The following is a 24,532-nucleotide window of genomic DNA, read 5'->3' as shown; positions in this document are numbered from 1 at the left end:
GGCGGCCCAGAAACTCGCTGCGCTCAAACAGTCTGGGCCGCTTGTCCGCCGTTTGCATTCGAGCGGCACTAGGACCGCAGGCGTACGTGGCCCTGGCCACCTGCTCCACCCACGCCTGCCATGTCCGTTGCCATGCGAATTTTTATATAAAAAATTTTGGCGCGGCCGGTGACCCATACTATCGGCCGGCGGGACGGAGGGAGTCCAGGATCGCATCCCAGAGGTCTATTTTATCTTCTACCCCTCCATCGTTCGCATCCATGATCAACAGCATTCTGGGATGGAGGCTGTCGTTGGCCTGGCCAGGGTAGTACCATTGGAAATTCAACATCGTTTTCCCTCGTTCGGTCCCTTTCAGAATCATCTCTTCGCCGGCCAATCCGGCGACCGTGCGTTTTCGAGTCCGGATCTTCTCGACCTCGACCCCGGGGGCAATGTTGGCCGCCAGCGCCGCTGCCAGCCCTTCCAGCATACCCACAGGGTTGACCCTGTCCACCACCCGGGTGTTGATGGTCAACACCAATTGCTTGTCCAGGGGGTGTTTCCTGAAGACGATATCCACGCTCTCTTTATACTCGAAGGGCAGATCGACGGCACCGTAGCGCAGGTAAAAGGCATCGCGGCCGTCGATGACCGCGGCACGGTCGAAGCGCTTTTCCGGGGCACGGTAGGCCCGGGCTATGTCGGTGGACTTTCGATACATGAAGTCTTTACCGGTCGCCTTCCCAAAGCCCGCAATCCAAAGACCTGTGGTGTCCGTGATCAGCAGTGCGTCCAGATAACCTCTTTTCGGTCGAAGCGCATCTTTGTGAGAAAACGCAAAACGTAGGCCGTTTCCGATGTCGTCGATTTGCTTGGCTTCCAAGAGGGCGTTGGGGATGCCTTCAGGAAAAGGCAATTTTTGAATTTCGGCAATTATTTCATTCCAAAGGTTTTCTGGCTGCTCTTGGGCATGGTTTGTATCCCAGACGGTTTCCTTCAAATCGAACGTGCGCATGCTGTAGCCGCCGGCAAAAGTCATGGCGGCGGGGATGTCGACGACAAAGCGGCCGACGCCGCAGGTGCGGGTAGGTTCGTTGAAACGGTGCATGGGTTGGTTCCTGTTCGTTGGGGCGCAGCCGGCCATGATGGCAACTGTTGCCAGGGCGGCCGCCCATCTGCAAAAGATGCGGCTCATGCGCCGGTTTCGCGTCTGATCTTGGCTTTGCATAGGTTTTCAATCACCTTTATCGTGATGTGCCGGGCCGTCGCCGTGTTAAAGATCCGGTCGTGGGTTCGGGCATGGTCGTTTTCATCGTCGGCGTCGATCGACACCGTGCCGTTGGGGCCCTTGTCGTAAAAACTGGGGCGGGCGGCCAGGGCACGGCCCGATGCGTCGGGCACCGTGCCGTCGCCCGAGCCTGTGGGCGGCGATACCGCGTAAGCCCAGATCGATTCGGTGTGCCAGCGGTTGGGGATCTCGAAGGCCGCCGGATCGTCCAGATACATATCGCGATCGGTGTCGATCACCTGGTTGTGCGCGTCGCGGAACTCGAAAAAGTGCTTGCCCTCCAGATACTGAAGGTCGAACAGCTGCCGGCCGGAAAACTTCTGGCAGCCGATTTCGATGCGATCTGGGGTCTCGAGCGCCGTACCGTAAAACTGGTAGGTTTCGGGATGACTGTAGTGTCCGAGACTGACATGGAATTGTTTTGCTACCTTGAGGTTTTCAATATAGTCGCCCCATTGCCCTGCTTTCATCTGATCATATTCTCCAGCCGAAGTGGCTCCCAGCCACCGGGGATCGATCAAGCGAAAGGGGGCCTCTTTGGCGCAATAGATCTCATCGTAGGGATCGCCCCGGCGGGGCAGATCGAGGCTGTGGCCGTGGCGGCCCCGGTAGTGCAGCCACTCGGCGCGGCCCTCGTTGGTGCGGTACGCCCGGGTGGGCAGCAGCTCCAGGCCGCCGGGCATGTGGGCCATGAGCAGGGTCACCTCAGGGCCTTCGTCGCCCAGCACCCGTTCGGTGAGCGTGTCGGAGATCTTGCGGATCGGATGGCACAGCCAGTCCCACAGCGAGCCGTCCAGCTCCCGGAACCCGTGCTTGATGCGCTGGTAGGCGGCCGGGGCCCCGAAGGCGGGCTGGGCGCCGTGCAGCACCCCCAGCACTTTGGATTCGGCGCCGTGCAGCTTGCAGGCCGAGCGGGCCACCAGCCCGCCCATGGAGTGGGTCACCAGGATCACCTGCCGGCAGGGCTGGATCCGGCCCTGTTCATCGATCACCCGGTCGATGTAGTCCGCCAGGGCCCGGCCCGAGGCGTGGCTGGAATCGGTCCAGTTGTAGCCGAAGGCGTACACCGGAAGGTCGAAGCAGACATCCAAAGTCGTGGGCCACTCGTGGCCGGCCAGGGCGCCGAGCAGGCTGCCGTAATGCTGCCAGGCCACCGTGCCCCATCCGCGATCTCTTCCCGGTTCGGGCACTTCGGCGTTGTCCGGATCGACGGACAGGTGGCCGGTTCGATGAGAGGATTCTCCCACCAGCATGTTTTTACGGTCTTTGGCATCAACATGGGGCAGGCCGAACCGGCTCAGCATAAACCAGTTGGCGTCCGGGTCCCACGTCTTGTCTCCGCCGGAGGCCCTTTTGAGACGGCTGCCCATGATGCCGGGAACCAGGATGATGGGCAGGGTCTCCTTGCGGATGGCGATCTGATTGATCAATGGATCATTTTCCGGTGCGGTCTTGAGTCCCAAGATCGGCTTGAACAGGTCCTGCCAGCCGATGTCGATACGGTGGATGCGTTCTGCGGGCATATTCCAAAGGCTTTCTATCTCTTTTAAACCTCGTTCCATGTTCCGGGCAGCAAGCCTGCACAGGAGCGATGAAAACGGCATTCACGTTCACTTGCCAGGCGGGCGCGTGATAGACCGACTGGAGGACAACGACTTCACGCAGGGTAAAAGGTGTTCGGGTTATTGGATCATCCGCTGGACGGGATGCGTCTATTTTGCGGGCCTGAATGGCCGGCATACAGAAATGGTGCTGAACTGCACTTGAAAATGTCGGGGGGACATATGCACTCGGGAATACAATCCTGTCAACCCATTTTTCAAACCCCCAGTTCATTACCCGGTTTCCTGCAGCAATGCTTGACATGCATGCCGACAGCTGTTAACAAACCAAAATCATTACATATAAAAAGCGAGCCACAAAATGTCAAAAGAGTCGATACAATCCCAAGTCCTGCGGGCCAGCAAGGAAATCGCGGTGAAATTCATCGAAGTCGGTAGACTGTCGCCCAGCAATTTTGGCGAGACGTTCAAGATCATATACGATGCCATTGATGACACCGTCAGAGCGAAAGAGAGCGGCGCCGAGGCCACAGCGAGCGGCAGCGCCCAAAAGCCGTGAACCCCAGCGGCATCAGGCCATGTCGGCGGTGGACCGGTGGGCCGCTCCCAGCAATTCTAACTGAATGCGATTGACCTTGAAGGGTGCGCCTTCCAAAAGTTTTTTGATAACAAAATTCGCATCGCAACGGACATGGCAGGCGTGGGTGGGGCAGGTGGCCAGGGCCACGTGAGCCTGCGGTCACTAGTGCCGGTTGAATGCAAACGGCGGACAAGCGGCCCAGACTGTTTGAGCGCAGCGAGTTTCTGGGCCGCCCGCCGTGCATGTTACCGGCACTTGACCGCTTGGCGTGTGGCATCGGCCACCTGTTCCACCCACGCCGGGTTTAATGGATCAAGTTCAGTTAGAACCCCTTGGCCGCGCCGCTGAACCGCGCCAGGGCATCGTGGAGACGGCCGGTCATACGATCGACGACGTCGGCGCCCATGGGGTCGAAATGGGCCATCTGCTCCCGGTAATCCGCCATGAGCTGTTCAACGAACGACATCAGGCGGTCCTTCGGCGCCGGTGTTTCCGCCACCGTTCGGGCCATTTTCTCGGCCATTGCATCGGCCGCCGCGAGTAGCGGCGATACCGAATCCTGATCGACGGTTCCCGCATCCTCGAGCGGCACCTGGGCCGCGGAAGCGTCTGCCCCGAGGGCGCCGGACACGGCGGCGATCCGAGTCTGCTCGGCCACGAGCACCTGCTTTTCAATGGACAGGGTGGCATCGAGACCGGCCAGGGTATCCAGCCTCTGCAGTTTTCCGGCGCCGGCCAGGACCGGTTTCAAATGGCCTTCGCTGAACTGATGCATCATGCGGTCCAAGGTTTTAAGCGCCTTGAAGATGTCCCGCCGCTCCTCCCGGTTCAAATCGCCTTCCACCGTGAAGGTCATCTCCCGCTCGTAAAGCGATGCCGAAAGCTCATGCTTCTGATAAGCTGCACCGTTTTCGTCCGCAGCGACAGTGGAATAGGCGCCGTACAGGGCTGCACTCCTGGCATCCAGCGAAATGGTGACCCGGTCGCCTTCCCGGGTCGTCAGTTGAACCTCCATCTGTCGGCTGGTGCTCACCGCGGCGACCTTGGTTTGCTCGGCCCGAAATGCGCCCAGATAAGCATCCAGGTCACTCCGGGTGCCCGATGCGGCGGTAGACATCGCGGGCATGTTGATTTCCATGTCTATTTCTCCCTTGGCAAAGTTATTTCAGGGCAGCCACAGCGGGACTTCAGGTTGCGGGAAGCCAGTCGATTCAAGTGGTGTCGGAGTGAAGAAGGCGCCTGCTGCCTGACGGTCTGCCAATAAGGATATCGCCGTATAGGGGGGCGAACTTTAGCATGGATCGCGTACGGGGCTATGAACAGGCGCGAAGCTGGGGCGGGCACAGCGCCCGCCCCGAAGCAATTGGGGGTATACAGTGGATTCCCGGCGGTTTTAGCGCGGTTCAACGCGCCAGCGCCGCCGGCCAGATATAGCAGAAATCAGCCTCGCCGGCTGCCGACAGCGGTGACAGCAGCGGCAACATGGATTCGATATCGGCTCCTGGATATACAATGTTGGGGTTGTAGATGGTATCGTCCTGCACTTCGTAACGGCGATAGGTGACCACCCGCGCATCCGCGGGCAGACCTGCGATCTCTTTGGCTTTGCGCACCGCATCGTCCAGGTAACCAATCTGGTCCACCAGACCCAGCGTTTGCGCCTGGGGTGCCAGGTAGACCCGCGCAGTAGCGATCTGTTCGCGCTGGGCAGGCGTCAAATTGCGGTGTTTGACCACCAGGGAGAGAAAGCGTTCGGCCATTTCATCGGTCAACTCCTGGAAAATGGCCGTCTCTTTCTCCGTGGGAGGTCGAAACGGGGTGCCCATATCCTTCTGCTCCCCGGAGGTGTTCACCTCCACCGAAAGCCCGGCTTTTTCCATCAGCCCGCTGACGCCGGGCCGCATGAAGATCACCCCGACGGAGCCGGTCACGGTGGTGGGATGGGCCAGGATATGGTCGGCCGGCAGCGAGATGTAATACGCCCCTGAAGCGGCCACATTCATCATGGCGACCACGACCTTGGCTCCCGTGCGCTGCTTGTAAGCGCTGATTTCATGGTAGAGAATATCGCTGGCCGTAACGGTTCCGCCGGGTGAATTGACCTTGATCAACACCGCCTTGATCTCGGGGTCCTTCTCGGCGCGCCTCAGATAAGCAACCGTCTGCTGCAGCATGCTCGGCTGGGTGCGAACGAATTGCTTCTTGGATTTATCCGAAATGGTACCTTCAACGGGCAGCACCAGCACCTTGCCCTGTGCCGTGCCTTGCAGGGTGAACTCTTTAAGCGGCTCGGCCTGGTCACCGAAAAGGGTGACCCTGGGCATGGAGCAGCCGACGGCCGCGAAGACCAAAGCGGCCAGTGTTGCCAACAGTGTGACAGTCGTTTTGTTCATAAGGCCCGACCTCCATTTTCTCCACACACTCGTGTGGATCCATACGATAAGAATTTAATCCAGTTCATGCAAGACATCCGAAATTGACGACACCGTAAGAAGCCCAATATCTGCGTTGCACTCGTCCCGTCGTCCTTGCGGCGTACGACAAGTACGCCTCAGGACACGGAATTTCGCGCGCCTTGATCTTGGATCTCTTACGCCGCCGTCCTACAACGACTTTTACATGGCCGTCAAAATTAAAACGCCTCGCAAGCTGGACCGGCATGCGTCAATGGGCTTCCGCCCAGTTGCGTCCCCAGGCCACGTTCACCTTCAACGGCACCTTGAGGGCCATGACGTTCTCCATGATCTCGGGCACCAGCTGCTCGATGGTGGCCAACTCCCCGGGCGGCACTTCAAACACCACCTCGTCGTGCACCGAAAGCAACATGACGGTCTCCAGCTTTTTCTCCCTCAGCGCATCGTGAATGCGGATCATGGCCATTTTGATCATATCGGCGGCGGTGCCCTGGATGGGCGTGTTGATGGCCATGCGTTCGGCGAACTGGCGCAGATTGTTGTTGCTGCTGTTGATATCGGGCAGCAGGCGGATGCGGCCCGACAGCGTGCTGATGCGCCGGGTCTCGCGCGCCTCGGCGATGGTGCGCTCCATGTAAGCCTTGATGCCGCTGTAACGCTCGAAGTAGTGATCGATGTAGGTCTGGGCCATCTTTGGGCTGATGCCCAGCTCCCTTGAAAGACCATAGGCGCTCATGCCGTACATGATGCCGAAATTGATGGCCTTGGCCTGCCGGCGCAGTTCGGCTGGTACGGCATCCAGCGGCGTTTCAAACACCTCGCTGGCCGTGCGGGCATGGATATCCTCGTCGCGCTGGAAGGATTGGATGAGGATGGGATCGTCGGCATAGTGGGCCAGGATGCGTAATTCGATCTGGGAGTAATCGGCCGAGAGCAGGTACCAGTCGGGCCGTGCCACGAATGCCTTGCGGATCTCCCGCCCCTCTTCGGTGCGGATGGGAATATTCTGCAGATTGGGATCCGAGCTGCTCAGGCGGCCGGTGGCGGCCACGGTCTGGTTGAACGAGGTGTGAATGCGGCCGGTGGCCGGATCCACCTGGTCGAGCAGGGCATCCACATAGGTCGATTTCAGCTTGGAGAGGCTGCGATGCCGCAGGAGCAGGGCCGGCAGTTCATGCTGTTCCGCCAGCTTGGTCAGCACCTCCACGTCGGTGGAGTAGCCTGTTTTCTTCTTGGTTTTTTTGACTGTGGGCAGGCCCAACTTTTCGAACAGGATACGCCCCAGCTGCTGGGAAGAGTTGATATTGAAACTCTCGCCGGCCATGGCGTAGATATCGCCCTCCACCTTCTGGAGCTGGTGTTGCAGCATCTTGGACAACTCGTGCAGTTTCTCCTGGTCGATGCGGATGCCGGTGATCTCCATGGCCATCAGCACCGGTACCAGGGGCATCTCCACCTGATCGAGCAGGGGCATCAACCCCAACTCCTCCAACTGGGGGCGCAACACCTCATAGGCCCGCAAAGTGATGTCGGCATCTTCGCAGGCATAGGGAATTGCCTGCTTCAACGTCACCTGGTCGAATGTCACTGCTGCTTTGCCCGTGCCGGTCACATCGGTATAGCTGATGTTCTTGTGATCCAGGAAATCGAGGGCGATCTGGTCGAGGCCGTGGGAACGCTTGGCGGGATTGAGCAGATAGGAGGCCAGCATGGTATCGAAGCGCACCCCCGCCAGATCGACGCCGTGCCGCTTCAGCACGATCCAGTCGTATTTGATGTTTTGCCCGATCTTGTCGACCCGCGGATCGGTCAGCACCGGCCGGAGGCTTTCGAGCACGACGTCTCTTTTGAGCTGCTCGGGCACGCCGACGTAGCGATGCCCGACGGGAATATAGTAGGCACGATGGGGCTCGAGCGCGACCGAAATACCGACCAACACGGCCTCCAGGGGATTCTGGGAAGTGGTTTCGGTATCGATGGCGAAACGTTTGCAGCCGCTCAAACGATGCACCAAATCCTGGAGCGCCTCACGGTCGAGAATGCTGCGGTAGTCGGTTTTCGGCCCGGTCCGGCCCTTCTGAAATTCGTGCTGCAGCTGTCTGAACTCCAGCTTCTGGAACAAGCCGCCCAACACCTTGTCATCGGGCGGTTGCACCGCAAACTGCTGCAGATCGAGCTCCAGGGGAATGGTCTGATGGATGGTGACCAATTCCCGGCTGAGCAGGGCCTGTTCCTTGTTGGCCACAAGCTTCTCGCGCTGCTTGGCGGCCTTAACCTCGTCGATGCGCTCATAGAGGGCCTGCATGCTGCCGAACTCCCCAATCAGGGTCACGGCCGTCTTGGGGCCGATGCCCGGCACCCCGGGAATGTTGTCGGCGGTATCGCCGGAGAGCCCCATCACGTCGATCATCTGCATCGGTTCAAGCCCAAACTCTTTCACGATGCCGTCCCGATCGATCACCTTGTCCTTCATGGGATCCCAGATCGACACGTGGTCGCTGACCAGCTGCATGAAATCCTTATCGCCGGTCACCATCACCACATCGCAGCCGGCGGCTTCGGCCAACCGGGCATAGGTACCGATCAGGTCGTCGGCTTCGTACCCTGTCATCTCGATCACCGGGATGTTGAAGCCGGCGGTGACCTCTTTGATATAGGGCAGTTGAACGACCAGCTCGTCGGCCATGGGCGGCCGGTTGGCCTTGTATTCGGGATAGATCTCGTGGCGGAAGGTCGGCCCCTTGGCATCGAAAAACATCGCCATGTATTGGGGCTGGCGCTCCTGGATCAGTTTGATCAGCATACGGGTAAAACCGAAAACGGCATTGGTGGGCAACCCCTCGGAGTTGGCCAGATCACGCAGTGCGTGAAATGCGCGGTAGACATAGGCGCTGCCATCGATCAGGTAGATACAGGGTCGGGCCGTGCCGCCGGCGGTTGACGGTGTAGCTTCAGAAGCCATGATTTTCTCGCACGTTGGAAGTCTTGGGTATGCTGGCTGACCGCATGCGCGCTGCTTGACAGTGTGATCCAACTGCGTTAGCTTCGCGTCTTCTTCAGGCCTGTGGCCGGACCGGGTGTCTCTTGCGACATCCGGCGGTTGCGCTTTACTAACATGGATACCGGGAAACGACAAGGCGCACGCATGGTGCATCCAGTGGTTCACCGGCATGATGGATCTGATACGATACCGATCGAAATGGAAAAAACAGGCACCTCCAAACCTTCCCCCCGCAAAGGCCGCTGGCGGAGGCCGGCCGAACAAACATGTCACTGCTGTGGTCAGACCTTTCCTTTTTGCTGGCGCTGCAGATGCGGATTCGAAATCTGTCAGGCGTGCATGCAGGAAAACCTCTGGGGTATGTCTTGCAACGGCATCACCTGGCAATGCCCGGACTGCGGCGACTTGAACGGATTCGGAAACCAATAACCGCCCCGCCCCCATAAAAATGATCACCTCGTATAAGTTGTGGCCGGTCAGCAATTCTTATTGAATGTGATTCGCCCTGAAGGGAATGCTTTACAGGCGCTGTTCGAGATAAAAATTCGGATGGCATCAGCTATTAAAGGCCCGGGTGGGGCGGGTGGCCAGGGCCACGTGAGCCAGCGGTCTTAGGGCCAGTTAAATGCAAACGGCGGACAAGCGGCCCAGACTGTTTGAGCGCAGCGAGTTTCCGGGCCGCCCGCCGTGCATTCTACCGGCACTTGACCGCTTGGCGTGTGGCATCGGCCACCTGCTCCACCCGGGTCGGGTCTAATGCATTGCATTCAGTTGGATTCGCTGGTTGCCGTCAAAAATGATGGACGATACAAAGGTCTTGTTGCTATTTTAGGTTTCACTCATCCTGGCCGATAAGAAAGGTGGGGACCTTTTCGGCCTCGCATGTGATGCAAAAACAAGCGCAGCGGCAGCGGCCCTGCGAACGGCGCGGAGACCTGCGTATGGCTTCCATCCGAACAATGAATTTCGACCATCTGGTGGGGCAGACGGTCGGCACCAGCCGATTGCTGAAACAACTCGATCGCGGCGCCATGTCCGTGGTCTTCGTGGCCTTCCAGAAATCGTTGAAACGCCAGATCGCCGTAAAGATCCTGCCCAAGGCGTTGATGACACCCAGGATCGCGGAGCTTTTCCAGCAGGAGGCCGAGGCGGCCGCGTTCCTCTCGCACCCCAGCATCATTCCGGTCTACGAAGTGGGGGAAACAGAAGATTTTCTCTATTTCACCATGCAGTTGATCAAGGGGCAATCCTTGGCCTATTACATCCGCCAGGCACGGCGTAACGTGCTGCCCTCCAAACGGATGATTCCGGTCCAGACCTCCCTTAAAATCGTTCTCAAGGTGTTGGATGCCCTGGATTACGCCAACCGCCTCGGTGTGGTGCATCGCGACATCAAGCCGCGCAACATCCTGATCGAAAGCCACTCCAAACGTCCGATCATCACCGACTTCGGCGTGGCGCGCTCCTACGGAGGCTCGGATGACGATCATCGCATCATGGTCGGCACCCCCACCTATATGGCGCCCGAGCAGATCATTTCAGGCGTCGTCGACGGCAGGGCGGATGTGTATGCCACCGGCGTCATGTTACTGGAGATGCTTTGCGGCGGCCTGCCATACCCCCCTTATGATTCGGCCGTCAAACTGCTTAAAATAAAATTGCGCCTGCAGGACCGGATTTTCAGCAAGACGCCCTCTCAGGTCAATCCGCAGGCCGACAAGGAACTGGACGACGTCGTGCTGCGGGCGGTCGCCTACGACCCGGAACGGCGCTACTCCTCCTGCCGGGATTTTGCCGAGGCTCTGGAAAACTGGCTCGCCAACAGGCCATCCCAAACTTGAAAAGGAAGCGACGATGGAGCATATCGCCAACTTGAAGATCAAATTGGGTTACTTCGGACGCTCGTTCGCCCTGTTGCTTAACCGCACGCTCATGTATCAATCCACCCATCCGCTGATCAAACAATCGGTCGCCGATGTCTTCGTCACGGCCACACGGCTGCTCGATCATATCTCGCCGCTGGTCTTCATACTCAATCGGGGACAGTTTTTTATCGATGAGGAACCCCTGGATCCGCGCATCAACGTCAACCGCGTCGCGGCCCTGTTCAAAAAAGTGGGGATTCAATCCATCTCATTTGAAAAAGGGGTCACCGAGAGCGAACTGACCCTCTTTTCACAGCTCGCATCGTCGCTTCCTCAGATCACCGATATCGATGCCGCGAAAGAGACCCTGATCAAAAAGGGCGTCTTCAATATCAAGATCAACCACGTGATCTTTAAAAAAGTGACCGAAGACGATCAGGTGGTTTCCCGCGATGCGCTGAAAAAGGTCACGCCGTTGCTCGACTCGGACGATCAGGAGACCCGCAAACGGTTCATGGACACCTTGCTGGAGAGTGTCTTGTCCGAGGAGTTTGCCAAGACCCTCAGCATCACGAACCTGATGGCCAACCCGGGAGCCTTTTCAAAACAGCTGATCGAAGCGGATTTGGCCGCCTCGCAAGAGTTTCAGGCCAGAGCCGGAGGTGGGGCCGTGATCAGCGGCGACGTCGCGGCCCAGGAGGGAGGCGCACCGGTGCATGGCGCGACTGCGGGCACAGGCGCAGCAGTCGATGGCAATGCCGATGACACCCTTTCGGGAGAAGAGGCCGACACGCTGGTGGACGCCTCACTGGGAAGCGGCCGGCCTGCCGGCCAGAATCTTTCCGGCGGTGCGCAGGGGGCTGCGAGCGGCCGAAGCGACGGGGCGACGATCGCGGCGCTGGGCGCGGTGCCATCCGCCGCTGCCAACGTGCGGGGCGGGGGCGGCGCCCATTCCGATGCCGAAACCGGAGCGGAAGCCGGGCCGGAAACGGCCGGCGCCGGTTCACCCGGAAGCGCGGCAAACGCTCAAGATGGCGCCAGTAAGCAACCCGGTCCCATGCTGTTGCATCAACTCGAACTGATGCACGAAGAGGTGGAGCGACACCTCCATGGGGAAGGCGAAGTTGGTCTTTCCGATCTGGCCCAGGCCATTTTCGACATGAAAAAGCAGCTGCTCGAGGGCATCCAGGCCCAGAAAGCGCTCGGCATCGCCTATGCCAACGAGGCGGCCATCATCCAAAAAGCAAACGAGCTGGCCGACCAGGTCCTGCTCGAACTGATCAAGGAGGAATATCGGGAGGGTCAGATCAGTATCCAGCGGTTCGCTCATATCATCCGGCGTATGATTCCCGAGGCCGCCGAATTGCGCCGCCTGCTGCCCAAGATCCGCAAAACGTTGCTGGAAGCCGGCATGCCCATGGCCGAATACCTCAATCTGCTGCACGAACTACGCAACGAACTGCAAAGCGACGAACTCTCCAGGATACTCGAGGAGAGTTCCGAAAGTATCGGACTGGATGGCGACGGCCTGATTGAAGAGATCAAGCGCAACCCCACCCAGGCCGCCGAACTGATCTACCTGGCGTCGGAACTGCGCAAAGGTGGCGGCGACGAGAATCTGTTGGCAGACATCCTGGTGGAGTACGTGGAGCATTTAGGACAGAAAATGGCCAAGGATGCAGCCGAGTCCGGTGAAGTGGACGGCGACGCCCATGTCAGACAGGTGCTGGGCAGTGTCGAGTCATCGATTCTTAAAAAGCTGGGAGAGATGAACGTCAATGCCGATGTGCTTTCCCGAATGGAGGCGCGTCTTAATGCCAAAATGGAATCAGCCCTCGACAACATGCGTGTGCAGTGGTTGCAGATGCAGGCCGGTCAAAAAGCCGCCGAGGCGCCGGTCAAGCAACTGAGCGTGCTGCAAACCCTGGAGCACAACGTGGGCGAAGACGACGAGCTGGTGGAGGTCCTGCAGGAGATTCGTCTCAAGGTCGAAGACGGCGAAATCGAGGAAAACAACTTCAGCCAAATTTATGAAGCGATCATCCATTTGAAGAAGAAGCGAAGGGAGACTGCGGAGGGCGATGAATTGCCCGAAGGGGTGTTGACCTCCGAGGAGATCATGTTCATCCTGGAAAAAGAGATCGCCAGGGCCGAACGTTACGCCTCGCCATTGTCGGCCCTCGCCTTTTCGTTTGTATCGGCCAAGCCGCAGCACAAAGCCGCCAATGGCCAAATCACCAATGAAGCCGTATTGGAAGCGGCGCTGGACAAACTCTCCACCACTTTTCGCGCCATGGACTATATCGGCCAGATCGGGAAAAACAAGATCGTGGCGCTTCTGCCCATGGCGCCGGAAGAAGAAGCCAAGAAGGCTTTGGCCCGAGTGCTTCGGGTGCTTCACTCCATGCCGCTGCAGGTCAACGGCGTACCGGTGAATCTGCGCGTGGCAGGGGTGGCCGACGGTTTCGACCCTGAACAAACGCCCACAGCCCAAGTGTTCACAAAGCAGTTGGCCCAGAAGCTGTCAGATATGGTGGCGCGCCTGAAAAGCATCCAGGTCCTGTTTTAGGGACCATCCACAAATGGGCAATCTTTCCGATACCGGCGTTGCCTGAAAAACTTGATCCGCCACGGGACTTATCATTCAAAGAGCGGCTGGAACGCATTTTGAAGCGCCTCCAGCGTAAGTTCCGTTTGCATGGCCGCTTTGGACAGCGCGTGGCGCACGCTGATGAAGCATTTGCGGCGATGTGGGTCGAGGCCGTTGAGCAGATCCTGATTGTCATCCCTGTAGATCGCTCCCGAATGTTCAATTTCTAAAAATGCCCGGATTACATAACCCATGGCCTGTTCGTTATTCATGGTGGCATGACGCCATGTCTTCATGTAACCGGACAGATCATAAGCGGCCCGGGCCTCCTTCTCATAGACGGGACTGAGCGGTGTAAGCAAAAAGGGAAAGATCGACCAGCTGAGGCACCCCGGGTGTCGGGCGGCCTCGTGTCGACGCATGAAATCCATGGTCCGCCGGGCCGATTCGTCCGTCTCCCCGGGAAACCCGAAAATCAGATAGCAGGAGCAGTTGATGCCGCTGGAAAGCAGCTTGGGCAGCACGCGGTCATAAAGTTCGGGCGTGGCGCGCTTGTTCATGTTGCGCAGGACTTGGGGATCGGCGGATTCGAGCCCCAGCTGCACCTCCACGCAACCGGCCCGTCGAAGAAGATCGGGGTCCACCGGGTCCAGGGTGCTCGCGCGGATGAAGGTCATCCATCGAAGGCCCAGGTCTTCCCGGATCAGCCGTTCGCACACCGCTTCCAGGTCCCCCTTACCCAGTCGGAAGTTGTCGTCCACGAACCACACATACCGCGCGCCGCGCGCCCGCACCTGCCGCATCTCGGTCAGCAATTGCTCCAACGGTTTGACGGCGGTGAGGCGCCGGTCTTTGACGAAATTGCAGAATGCGCAATGGTACGGACAGCCGCTGCTGGCCTGGAGCGGCACGACCCCGGACCTGAACACCTCATCGGGCAGCCTCTCCCAGTCGATGGAATGATTCTGGAGGATGACGGCATCGGATCGCACGCCGAAGGCAAACGCGCCATCCTTGAAAATCGCCGTATTGGGCAAACCGCCGATATCTTCGTGCCGCTTGATCCGCCTGAGGGCCCGAGATAGAATATCCTCGCCCTGGGATGCCACGATGAACAGGTCCGCTTCGGGCTGCCCGTCATTTTCGATGAAAAGAAAATCGTGGCCTGCTTCCTCGGGAAGGTAGCCTGCCTCCGCAAGGGACCGTTGATAGATGAGGTAGGAGGTATAAACGAACGGCCCCCCGATGATGATCTTCACATCATCAGAAAGGAGGCGTATCTCTCGCACCATCTCGACCAGGAGCTGCTTTCGGGTAATGAAGGTGGTGGAAATGACCACGGCCTGCGGTGCTTCTGCCAACAGCCGTCGCATCTTCTCCTTGTCTGCTGAAAAGTCGTCGACGACGGCCACATCCAACCCCTGACGGGCCAAATAGCTGACCAGATAAATGCCGTTGAGTTTGGGTGCCGATGACCAGCTCAGGCGCCCTTCGCCGACAATCGGCGGGGAGAGGCGGCCGTGGTGTTGCACCACGTTCATCACCGTTTGAATATCGGCCAAGCGGCCACCGATATGCAATTTAAGCGGGTTGGTTCCGGAAAAGCTCTCCGAACCATAGTCGGCAACAATCACGGCATCCAGCGCCATGGCAATACCTCGTCTGTCACTGTATCGAAGCCCAACTCAAAAGGAGGGAATCGGCCTGGCAAACCCTCGGAGCAATCACCACAATACCGGCCGAAGGGATTATAAGCCAACCCGTTGGATTAAAAAACCCTCTTTTGCCGGATCGGCGATCTTCACTGAAGGCTATTCATTAAACCCGGCGCGGATGGGACAGGTGACCGATGCCACACGCCAAGCAGTCAAGTACCGGTAACATGCACGGCGGGCGGCCCAGAAACTCGCTGCGCTCAAACAGTCTGGGCCGCTTGTCCACCGTTTGCATTCAAGCGACACTAACCCGCATGTCCCACGTGTCCCTTGGCCACCTGTCCCACCCGCGGCCCGCCATATCCTTTGGCGATGCCTCCGATAGGGATATGCAGCGCTTCTGTGCCGTCCCGTCTCAGGCCTGGATCAACTGCTTGAGCCGAGACAGGGTCTGCCAGGAGAAATCCTCCCGCTGGCAGGGGAATATCGCATTGTTGCAATAAATGGGATCGGCCGCCAGGTCGTACCGGGAGTGAGCGACCGCCTCGCACCACAGGCGCGTGTGGGGGATCGGGGTGTAATGGGCCAAGACCGGCGTGATGCCGACCGCCTTGACCACTTCGATGGAATGGACCACGGAAGCGACCGACTGACCCGGGAGCCCGACGAGCAGGTAGGCCCCGATCCGGCCGGCCTCGAACCCTGCCGATTTGAGGTGGCCCACCGCGCGATGAAACTCCGACGCCGTCACTTTGTGATCCAGATTGCCCCGCTTTTCAAAAGCCGTGGTCTCCAGGCCGAGGCGCAGGGTGTGAAAACCGGCCCGAAACATCAAGCGAGCCGTTTCGCCATCGATTTCGCGGATGTGGACCGCATTGGGGGTGTGAAAAAACAGCCTGCGACCGGAGCGCACGATGCCTTCCAGCATGGGCGCGGCGTGGTGGGGTGCATCGACCAAGAGGGCGTCGTCGTAAAAAACGACATCCGAAACGCCGTGCCGGTCCTGCCAGTAGGCGATCTCCGCGATCACCGCTTCGGGCGAACGGCGGCGCACGGCCGGCGCCAGAAAACGCGAGGCGCAATAGGCGCAATCGAAAGGGCAGCCATGAACGGTCAGCACCGGAATGTAGCCGATCCGGTGTTGGAGATCGAAGGCCGGATAGGGCAGCGCATCCAAATCCGCCATGTCCGGTGGGGCGTCGATTTCGAAACCAGTGTAGCGCCGTAAGAGATCGAACAGGGATCGGCCGTCGTCGGTGACCACTCGATCGGCACCCGAATGGCCACGGGCATGGTCCGCGCACAACCGGGCGTATATGCCGCCCAGCACCAGCGGCGTACCCGGCCAATGCGCCTTCAAGAGAGCAATCGTCTCGAACAGGCCGGGATACCAGTAGGTCATGCCGGAGGTGACCAAAATGAGGTCGGGGGCCGATGGCAATGCCTGCAGGTCGGCGCGAAGCCATTCGGGCAGGATGCCGTACCGGCTGTAAGTGCGCCGGATGTCCGCCAGGCCGGCAGGCTTTGAAATGGGGGTTTTCAGGTAGGGTCCCCGTCCATGGCGCGCCCGGGGATCGGCCGCCGGCATGCCGGGGTGAAATCGATCCAGGCAATCGATGTAGGAGACGCGCACGCCGTGGTGTCTCAAAATCGCCCCGAGACGCAACAGGCCATACGGTTTGGCCCAGAAGTCATAGGCGGCGAAATCGTGGATCCAAGGATTGACCAGAAGTACATGAGGTGGGTGGGATAGCAATGTGAGTCGCCTTTTCCAGCAGCTTCGGAGGTGCGGACTGACGGCCTATTCGATGGGGGACTCGCCGGAAGCGGCATCGGAAAAATATTGCATCGAGGTCTTCTTCAATTCCCGTCGGCTGAAAAGCAACCGATAGTCATGCACATCGGCCTTGGCCGCCATCTTCCGGGCCGTACGCCGGCACTCCTCTTCATCCTTGCCATGGATCATGGTGTACAAATTGTAGGGCCACTGATCGGTAGGGTCACGGCGGTAGCAGTGCGATACGGCCTTGAAACCGGCCATTATCCGCCCCACGGTGTCGATGCGCGCCTCCTCGACCTGCCAGGCCGCCATGGCGTTGGCCTGGAAGCCCGATTTCTGATGGCGCAGGGTGGCGCCGAAACGGCGGATGATCCCCCTGTCCACCAGGTCCCGCAGGATTTCGAGCAGCCGTTCCTCCGTTTCACCCAGCGCCGCCGCAATTTCGGCATAGGGACGTGCCACGACGGGCAGATCCCCCTGAATCCAAGCAATCACCTTTTTTTCCAGCTCTGTCAGTTCAACGGGCATCGGCATCATCCCACTGGATCAGCGAAAGTGTCTTAAGCAACGGACGACTCCTGTTTTTTTTCGGGGAACAAGGCCAGTATGGCGGCTTCATTGGCCGCGCAAACGCCCCGCTCGGTGATAAAGCCGGTCACCAGCCGGGCCGGTGTCACATCAAAAGCCGGATTGGCGGCCGGACTCGCTTCGGGCGGCACCAGAACCTGCCCCACCCCGTGGGGGGTCAATCCCTGCACGTAGCGCACCTCGTCCGCCGACCGGTCCTCGATGGGGATCTGGGCGATGCCGTCGCGCAACTGCCAGTCGAAGGTCGAGGAGGGCAGCGCCACATAAAAGGGCACGCCGTTGTCCCTGGCGGCCAGGGCCTTCAGGTAGGTCCCGATCTTGTTGGCCACATCGCCGGTGCAGGTGGTGCGATCGGTGCCCACGATGACCATGTCCACCAGGCCATGCTGCATGAGGTGGCCGCCGGCATTGTCGGCAATCACGGTATGTCGAATCCCTGCCTTGCCCAGCTCCCAGGCGGTCAGGCGCGCCCCCTGGTTCAAGGGGCGGGTTTCGTCCACCCACACATGCAGATCGACTCCCTTCTCGTGGGCCACGTAGATCGGCGCCGTGGCCGTGCCCCACTCGACACAGGCCAGCCACCCGGCGTTGCAATGGGTGAGGATGTGGACCGTCCGCCCCCCTTTTGCCTGACTGAGATTTTCGACCAACGCCGCCCCGTGCTCTCCGATGCGGCGGCAGCGATCGGCCTCCTCCTCGGCGATGGCCGTCGCCTCCTGCCGTGCCAACGCCACTCGGTCCGCCCGCGCAGCGCCTCTCATGACGACGGCCACCGTGCGCTCCACGGCCCAGGCCAGATTGACGGCGGTCGGACGGGCATCCTTGACGCGGCGGCACATGTCGAGAAAATCGGCGTCGTTCCGGGAGTTGAGCAGCGCGACCAGCACGCCGTAGGCACCGGTGGCCCCGATCAACGGCGCTCCGCGCACCACCATCTCGCGAATGGCGTCGACCACCTGATCCACGGTGGAGATGGAGAGAATCTCCAGCGAGTGGGGCAGCCGGCGCTGGTCAATCACCTTGATCGTCGTTCCATCGGCATCCAGCCATATGGGGCGCATCGGTTGGCCATCCACATTCATGGCTTCGACCTTTCTGTTAATGTCAACCGCATCATACCTCATCCTCGACGAACAGGGGGACCTGTTTGAACCGATCCACGTCCACCAGTCCCATATCGGTGATCTTCAGCGCCGGGATCACCGGCAGGGCCATGAAACTGAGGGTCATGAACGGATCGGCCAGGCGCGACCCCAGATGACGCGCGGCGGCCAAAAGCTCGTCGAGTCCCGCGCATACCCGGTCCGCAGGCTGATCGGACATCAGCCCGGCAATGGGAAGGGGCAGCGAGGCGATCACGCGCCCCTGGTCCACGGCCACCAGGCCGCCGCCCATGTCGACCAGCGCCCGCGCGGCCGCCGCCAGGTCGCCGTCTTCGACGCCCACCGCCACGATGTTGTGGGAATCGTGAGCCACGGTGGCGGCCAAGGCGCCGCGCCCCAGGCCGAACCCGCGAACGAATCCGACCCCGGTGCGCCCGGTGGCGTGATGGCGCTCGACCACGGCGATCTTCAGCAGATCGCGCGACGGGTCGGACAACGCCCGGCCGTTCACGATGCGGGCCTCGGCGATGGCGCTGCGCGTGACGATCTGATCGGGCACCGTCTCAATGGCCCTTACCCGCCGCCCCCTGGCGGCCACCGCAAAGTCGAGACGATCCAGGGCCACATGCATGGATGCCGGAGGCGGTGTGATCGCCGGCCCGCTGCTGTCGACCACCATGCGGCCGTCAACGGCCACCTGCCGTCCCCCGATGTAAACCTGCTGCACCACGGGATCCTCGATATTTTCCATGACGATCAGGTCGGCCCGGCGCCCCGGCGCAATGGCCCCCACTGCATCCAGACGAAAGTATTCCGCCGGGTTCAAGGTGGCCATTTGGATGGCACACACGGGATCGATGCCGGCCTTGACCGCCCGTCGCACCATGCTGTCGATGCCGCCTTCGCCGAGAAGGTCGTGGGGATGGCGGTCGTCGGTGCACCACATCAACCGGCGTGCTGTGCGCGCGGTGATGAGCGGCAGAAGGGCATCGAGATTGCGGGCGCCGGTGCCCTCCCGAATCATGATGTGCATGCCGGCATCGAGTTTTTCGCGGGCTTCCGCCAGGGAGGTGCACTCGTGGTCACTGGCGATGCCGGGCAGCAGGTAGGCGTGCAGACCGGCCCCGCTCAACCCCGGGCTGTGGCCGTCCACCGGTTTGCCGGCCGTGTGCATCTGACCGATCTTGGCCAGCACATCGGTATCGCCATGGATCACCCCCGGAAAGTTCATCATCTCGGCCAGTGCCACGATGCGTGGATGGGAAACCCAGGGCTTGAGGGCCGATGCATCCAGGACCGCCCCCGAACTCTCCATGCCGGTGGCCGGCACGCACGAGGGCAAGGCAAAATAGATGTTGAGCAGGCTCTGTTCCCCGCAATCGACCATATAGGCGATGCCTTCCGTTCCCAGCACATTGGCGATTTCATGGGGATCGGCCACCACGCTGGTGGTCCCATGGGGCACCACGGCGGCGGCAAACCCGAACGGCCCGACCATGGCGCTTTCGATGTGAACGTGGGCATCGATAAATCCCGGCGACACATAACGCCCGTCCAGATCGAGCACCCTTTCGGCCGCGTGATCCCCCCAGCCAACGATGTATCCTCCGGCAACGGCTATGGGTGTCTCCATGATCTCGCCATTGAACACATTCACCCACCGGGCATTGCGTATCAGTAGGTCCACCGGCCGATCCCCGCGAGCCGCCTCCAGCAGGCGTTGGATATCCATTGCATCCATCAATCGCCCCCGTTCCATCACTTGCTTACTTTCACACTTTCACATCTTCTTACGTTCTTACTTTCGTACTTTCTTACTTTCATACTTTAATATTTTTTACCTTTTCCGCAAATCGGACCCCTTCCGCCAGCAGCCCGTCCAGATCGAAGCCAGCCAAGCGCCGCTCCCGGACCGCCCACTTCCCGCCGACCATCACGTGGCGCACGTCGCCCGCCCGAACCGCATACACCAGGTGCGAGGCCGGATGATAGATGGGGGCGAGATGCGGCTGATCGACGTCGATGACGATAAGGTCCGCCTGTTTTCCGGGCTCGATGGAGCCGATGTCATCGGCCAGGCCCAGCGCTGCGGCCCCACCCATGGTGGCCATGCGCACCACCGTGGCCGCGTCCATGACCGTGGGATCGAGCCGCTGCACCTTGTGCAGCTTGGCCAGGGTATCCATCTCTCCCCACAGGTCCAGGTCATTGTTGCTGGCGCACCCGTCGGTGCCGATGCCCACGGTGATGCCGGCCTCGAGGAAATCGGGAACCGGCGCCACGCCCGACCCCAATTTCATGTTGCTTTCCGGGCAATGGGCGATGGGTGCCCCGCAGGCCGCGATCAGTTCGATGTCACGCGCAGCCACCCAGATGGCATGGACCAGTAGGGTCCTGGCATTCAAAATGCCCAGGCCGTGGAGATGGGACACCACGCTGCAGCCCCGGGATGCCTGCATCTGATCCAATTCACTGCGGGTTTCGGCGGCATGGATCTGAAAGAGCACCCCCAGCGACTCGGCCGTCTCCTTGGCTTTGATCAGGGTCTGGTCCGAACAGGTATACGGGGCGTGGCAAAAGATGGCCGGCTGCACCAATTCCGATCGGCCGGACCACTTTCGAGCGAAATCCCTGGCCACGTCGATGTTGCGCGACGGATCGGGAACGCCGGGTGCCGGAAAATCGATGACACCCTGCCCGACCACGGCCCGCATCCCCATGGCGGCCACGGACGCGGCGACGTCATCGGCGAGAAAGTAGCCGTCGCAGCAGGTCGTCGTTCCGCCCAGCAGCATCTCGGCGCAGGAGAGCCGTGCGCCCAACCGGACCGAGACCGGATCGATGTGGCCGGCTTCGGCCGGGAAAATGTAGTCGTTGAGCCACTGCTGGAGCGGCAGATCATCGGCCAGCCCGCGGAACAGGGACATGGGCAGATGGGTGTGCAGGTTGACGAGGCCGGGCATTACGATGCCGCCGCAGGCATCGATCGTCTCGCCGGCCGATGGGAGCGGCTCGCCCGCCTGGGGCTGCCACACCTTCCGGATCCGGCCGTCCGCGATGGCTACTGCGCCGCGCTGGTAGACGTCAAAGGCCGCATCCACGGTGATGACGGTACCATTATATAGGATCGTGTCGTATCTCACTCTATTCGATTCCGGTTCATATTTGACGTCACCGTAAAAAGCCCAATATCTGCGTTGCGCTCATCCCGTCGCCCTTGCGGCGTACGACAAGTACGCCTCAGGACACGGAATTTCGCGCACCTTGATCTTGAACTTCTTACGGCGCCGTCTGACAGCGACTTTTTACAGGACCATCATTTTTTTCGCGGGCAACAAACAGGGACGCATCGAGTATGGTTCGCGGCAGGTCACCGCGCGATGACGGCGGCCTGTTGCCTGACGTCTGCCAGCAGCCCGGCCTCTTCGATGGTCTGGAGCGCCCTTTCTTCCATCACGACCCTCCCGTCGATCACGCTGTGACGCACATCGCTCCCCCGCACGGCGTAGACCAGGTGGGAAACCGGGTCATACATGGGGGTCAAATGGGGTTTGGCCGTATCCACTACGATCAGATCGGCCTTCTTGCCCACCTCGAGGCTGCCGATCAACCGTCCCAACCCAAGCACCCTGGCCGCATCGGTGGTGGCCATGCGCAGCACGGTGGCGGCGTCCATCACGGCGGGGTCCAACCGCCGAACCTTTTGCAGCTTGGCGGCCATATCCATTTCCGTGAAGAGATCCAGGGTGTTGTTGCTGGCGCAGCCGTCGGTCCCCAGCCCCACGCACACCCCGGCCGCGAGGAGCTCGGGCACCGGCGCGATACCGGAGGCCAGCTTCATGTTGCTCTCCGGGTTATGCGATACCTTCACATCATGTCGGGTGAGCAAGTCGATGTCCTCCGGCGTCAGGACCACGGCATGACACGCCACCACATGGGGACCCAACAGGCCTAAACGATCGAGGTGCGCCACCGGTGTGGTCCCATAGGCGGCCTTGATCTGATCCACTTCGTGGCGGGTCTCGGACAGATGGATCACCAGCGGCGCATGGTGATCCCGCGCCAGGCGGTCGGCCTGCTCGAGCAGGGCCGGGGCACAGAGATAAGGCGAATGGGGCTCGACGGCGATGCGGATCAGCGGGTCCCCGGCCCAGCGTTCGAACATACGGACCGTATATTCGAAGCCTTTTTCGATGGGGCCGTAGTTCGGCGAGGGAAAGTCATAGAGCACCTCGCCGACCACCGCCCGCATCCCGCATGCGCGCGCCGCCTCGGCCACGGCCTCCTCGTACAGGTACATGTCGCAAAAACAGGTGGTGCCCGACCGGATCATCTCGGCACAAGCCAGCCGGGTGCCGATCCCGACCATTTCCCGGGTCAGTCTCGCTTCGGCCGGGAAAATATGGTCGTTGAGCCAGGTCATCAGGGGCAGGTCATCGGCCAGTCCCCTGAAAAGCGCCATGGCGGCATGGGTATGGGTGTTGATCAATCCCGGCAGAATCAAACCGCCCCGGGCATCGATGCATCGTTTGGCCCCGCCGGGATCGAACGCGCCGCGCGGTCCGACCGCCGTGATGGTATCCCCGGTCACAGCCACGGCACCTGCTTCGATGCGCGTGTCGCCCGCATCCATGCAGATCACCGTTCCGTTATAGATCAGCAGATCCAGGTCAGGCTTCAGGGGGTTGTCGTCCCGATGCATTCCACCATCCTCTATCGACCGGCGTCGGGATCGGCTTCGGAAAGTCGGCCGATCACAGCGGCGATGATGGCCGCCAGTCGCGGGGCCGCATCCCGCGCCACGGCAATGATCTCTTCCAGTTGGGCGGGCGCCGGTTCGTCGGGTCGGCAGGTGTTGGTGATAGTGGAAAGCCCCAGCACGCGCATGCCGCCGTGCACGGCTGCGATACACTCCATGACCGTGGAAAAACCGACGGCGTCGGCGCCGATCGTTCTGAGGAAACGCATCTCCGCGGGGGTTTCGAGCGAAGGCCCCTTTAAACCGACATAGACGCCTTCCCGCAATCGGCCGGCTTTCCGATCCCTCTCTTCCAGGGCCCATTGGCGCAAGGCGGGGTCATAGGCGGCCGTCATGTCAGGAAATCGCCCGCCCCACGCCTCTTCATTCGGCCCGACCAGAGGGTTTTCGCCGGTCAGATTGATATGGTCGGCGATGACCATGATGTCGCCTGCGGCGAATTCAGGGTTCAGTCCACCGGAAGCATTTGTAATCACTAAGTTTTTAACGCCAAGGGAGTGCAACACCCGGATGGGGAAGGTGACGGTCCGTGGTCCATATCCCTCGTAAAGGTGACATCTCCCCTGAAGAATGGCCACCGGCTGCCCGTTCAGTGCACCGAAAACTAGGTAGCCGGCATGGGATTCCACCGTCGAGGCAGGAAAATGGGGAATCTCTCCATACGCGATGCGCGCGTTCACCTCGCAGGCGTCGACCATATCGCCCAGACCGGTACCGGCTAGAATGGCGGTCAAAGGCGCTGAAACCATTCGCCCCCTTAAGGCTGCGACGGCCTCGTTGACCTCTTTCAAACCGTATGGTGCTGTTGTATTCATCTTTTCTTTGGATACCCGGGTAAACCCGGCGAACGTCCCGGGTGTCGGTTTTCGGCAGCGCCTGAAACACCGCCTGCCATCGTCTGTATGCGACTTATCGTGTGGTGTACAACCGCTACCCCTGCGGCGAAGATGTTGTATATGCCAGCGACCGCCGAACGTCAACCCGGTGTGCGAAACGGCGGCGATTCTAACCCGATGCTATTCATTAAACCCGTCGTGGATGGGACATGTGACCGATGCCACACGCCAAGCGGTCAAGTGCCGGTAACATGCACGGCGGGCGGCCCAGAAACTCGCTGCGCTCAAACAGTCTGGGCCGCTCGTCCGCCGTTTGCATTCAACCGGCACTATTGACCGCAGGCGTATGTGGCCCTGGCCACCTGCCCCACCACGTCTGCCGTCTCCGTTGCTATGCGAATTTTTTTCCAAAAAACTTATGGGAAGCACGCCCGTCAGGGTGAATCAAGCTCAGTCAGAGCTGCTGGCGAAACGTTGCCGTGCCGCACCGGCGACCCGTGCACCCATGACGAAATAAACACCTGGCCGC

General features: G+C 60.4%; 16 protein-coding genes. 3 read left to right on the top strand and 13 right to left on the bottom strand.

Annotated elements, in window-relative coordinates:
- Window positions 1–178 precede the first annotated feature (178 nt).
- Entirely contained in the window at window positions 179–1,210 is a 1,032-nt protein-coding gene (locus tag DFT_RS06990; RefSeq protein WP_054030511.1) for a T6SS immunity protein Tli4 family protein, read from the bottom strand.
- A complete protein-coding gene (locus tag DFT_RS06985; protein ID WP_054030510.1) occupies window positions 1,174–2,793 on the bottom strand; it encodes an alpha/beta fold hydrolase in 1,620 nt (539 codons plus the stop codon). Before DFT_RS06985 ends, DFT_RS06990 begins: the two co-directional genes overlap by 37 nt.
- A gap of 454 nt (window positions 2,794–3,247) precedes the next feature.
- Here DFT_RS06985 and DFT_RS06980 point away from each other — a divergent pair, with 454 nt between their 5' ends.
- Window positions 3,248–3,391: a conjugal transfer protein TraB gene (locus DFT_RS06980; RefSeq protein WP_235506190.1), complete on the top strand. Its 144-nt coding sequence runs from the start codon at window positions 3,248–3,250 to the stop codon at window positions 3,389–3,391.
- Window positions 3,392–3,734: 343 nt separating this feature from the next.
- Here the strand turns inward: DFT_RS06980 and DFT_RS06975 are convergent, their stop codons facing one another.
- From DFT_RS06975 to polA, 3 genes are all read right to left on the bottom strand, one after another.
- Window positions 3,735–4,550 (bottom strand): hypothetical protein, encoded by an 816-nt coding sequence (locus tag DFT_RS06975; RefSeq protein WP_054030508.1) that lies wholly within the window; start codon window positions 4,548–4,550, stop codon window positions 3,735–3,737.
- Window positions 4,551–4,815: 265 nt separating this feature from the next.
- Window positions 4,816–5,805, bottom strand: coding sequence for a signal peptide peptidase SppA (gene sppA, locus DFT_RS06970; protein WP_054030507.1), 990 nt, complete (start codon window positions 5,803–5,805; stop codon window positions 4,816–4,818).
- A gap of 271 nt (window positions 5,806–6,076) precedes the next feature.
- The gene (gene polA / locus DFT_RS06965) at window positions 6,077–8,788 is read right to left on the bottom strand and encodes a DNA polymerase I (RefSeq protein ID WP_054030506.1); all 2,712 of its coding nucleotides are present in this window, start codon (window positions 8,786–8,788) and stop codon (window positions 6,077–6,079) included.
- A 980-nt stretch (window positions 8,789–9,768) separates the two neighbouring features.
- On the opposite strand from polA, the gene DFT_RS06955 reads away from it, so the two are divergent.
- Both DFT_RS06955 and DFT_RS06950 read left to right on the top strand, forming a co-directional pair.
- A complete protein-coding gene (locus tag DFT_RS06955) occupies window positions 9,769–10,668 on the top strand; it encodes a serine/threonine-protein kinase (protein ID WP_161807094.1) in 900 nt (299 codons plus the stop codon).
- Window positions 10,669–10,681: 13 nt separating this feature from the next.
- The gene (locus tag DFT_RS06950; protein ID WP_054030504.1) at window positions 10,682–13,261 is read left to right on the top strand and encodes a hypothetical protein; all 2,580 of its coding nucleotides are present in this window, start codon (window positions 10,682–10,684) and stop codon (window positions 13,259–13,261) included.
- Window positions 13,262–13,332: 71 nt separating this feature from the next.
- Here DFT_RS06950 and DFT_RS06945 read toward each other — a convergent pair whose 3' ends face one another.
- The 8 genes from DFT_RS06945 to DFT_RS06910 all read right to left on the bottom strand — a co-directional run bounded on the left by DFT_RS06945 (window position 13,333) and on the right by DFT_RS06910 (window position 23,982).
- A complete protein-coding gene (locus DFT_RS06945; protein ID WP_054030503.1) occupies window positions 13,333–14,931 on the bottom strand; it encodes a B12-binding domain-containing radical SAM protein in 1,599 nt (532 codons plus the stop codon).
- Window positions 14,932–15,352: 421 nt separating this feature from the next.
- Entirely contained in the window at window positions 15,353–16,693 is a 1,341-nt protein-coding gene (locus tag DFT_RS06940; RefSeq protein WP_054030502.1) for a B12-binding domain-containing radical SAM protein, read from the bottom strand.
- Window positions 16,694–16,738: 45 nt separating this feature from the next.
- On the bottom strand, window positions 16,739–17,245 hold the full coding sequence (gene ahbB, locus DFT_RS06935) for a siroheme decarboxylase subunit beta (RefSeq protein ID WP_054032389.1): 507 nt from the start codon (window positions 17,243–17,245) through the stop codon (window positions 16,739–16,741).
- A 32-nt stretch (window positions 17,246–17,277) separates the two neighbouring features.
- Window positions 17,278–18,387, bottom strand: a complete 1,110-nt coding sequence (mtnA, locus tag DFT_RS06930; RefSeq protein WP_054032388.1) for an S-methyl-5-thioribose-1-phosphate isomerase — start codon at window positions 18,385–18,387, stop codon at window positions 17,278–17,280.
- Between the two features lie 31 nt (window positions 18,388–18,418).
- Window positions 18,419–20,149 carry an adenine deaminase gene (gene ade, locus DFT_RS06925; RefSeq protein ID WP_235506189.1) on the bottom strand — a complete coding sequence of 577 codons (1,731 nt, stop codon included), beginning with the start codon at window positions 20,147–20,149 and terminating at the stop codon, window positions 18,419–18,421.
- 79 nt (window positions 20,150–20,228) lie between these two features.
- A complete protein-coding gene (locus tag DFT_RS06920; RefSeq protein ID WP_054030501.1) occupies window positions 20,229–21,551 on the bottom strand; it encodes an amidohydrolase family protein in 1,323 nt (440 codons plus the stop codon).
- 227 nt (window positions 21,552–21,778) lie between these two features.
- Window positions 21,779–23,110: an amidohydrolase gene (locus DFT_RS06915; protein WP_054030500.1), complete on the bottom strand. Its 1,332-nt coding sequence runs from the start codon at window positions 23,108–23,110 to the stop codon at window positions 21,779–21,781.
- Window positions 23,111–23,121: 11 nt separating this feature from the next.
- Window positions 23,122–23,982 (bottom strand): purine-nucleoside phosphorylase, encoded by an 861-nt coding sequence (locus tag DFT_RS06910; protein WP_054030499.1) that lies wholly within the window; start codon window positions 23,980–23,982, stop codon window positions 23,122–23,124.
- Window positions 23,983–24,532 lie beyond the last annotated feature (550 nt).

It is taken from the genome of Desulfatitalea tepidiphila (genome assembly GCF_001293685.1).
In the GTDB taxonomy this organism is placed as follows: domain Bacteria; phylum Desulfobacterota; class Desulfobacteria; order Desulfobacterales; family Desulfosarcinaceae; genus Desulfatitalea; species Desulfatitalea tepidiphila.
This window is presented reverse-complemented; position numbering and strand designations above follow the sequence as displayed.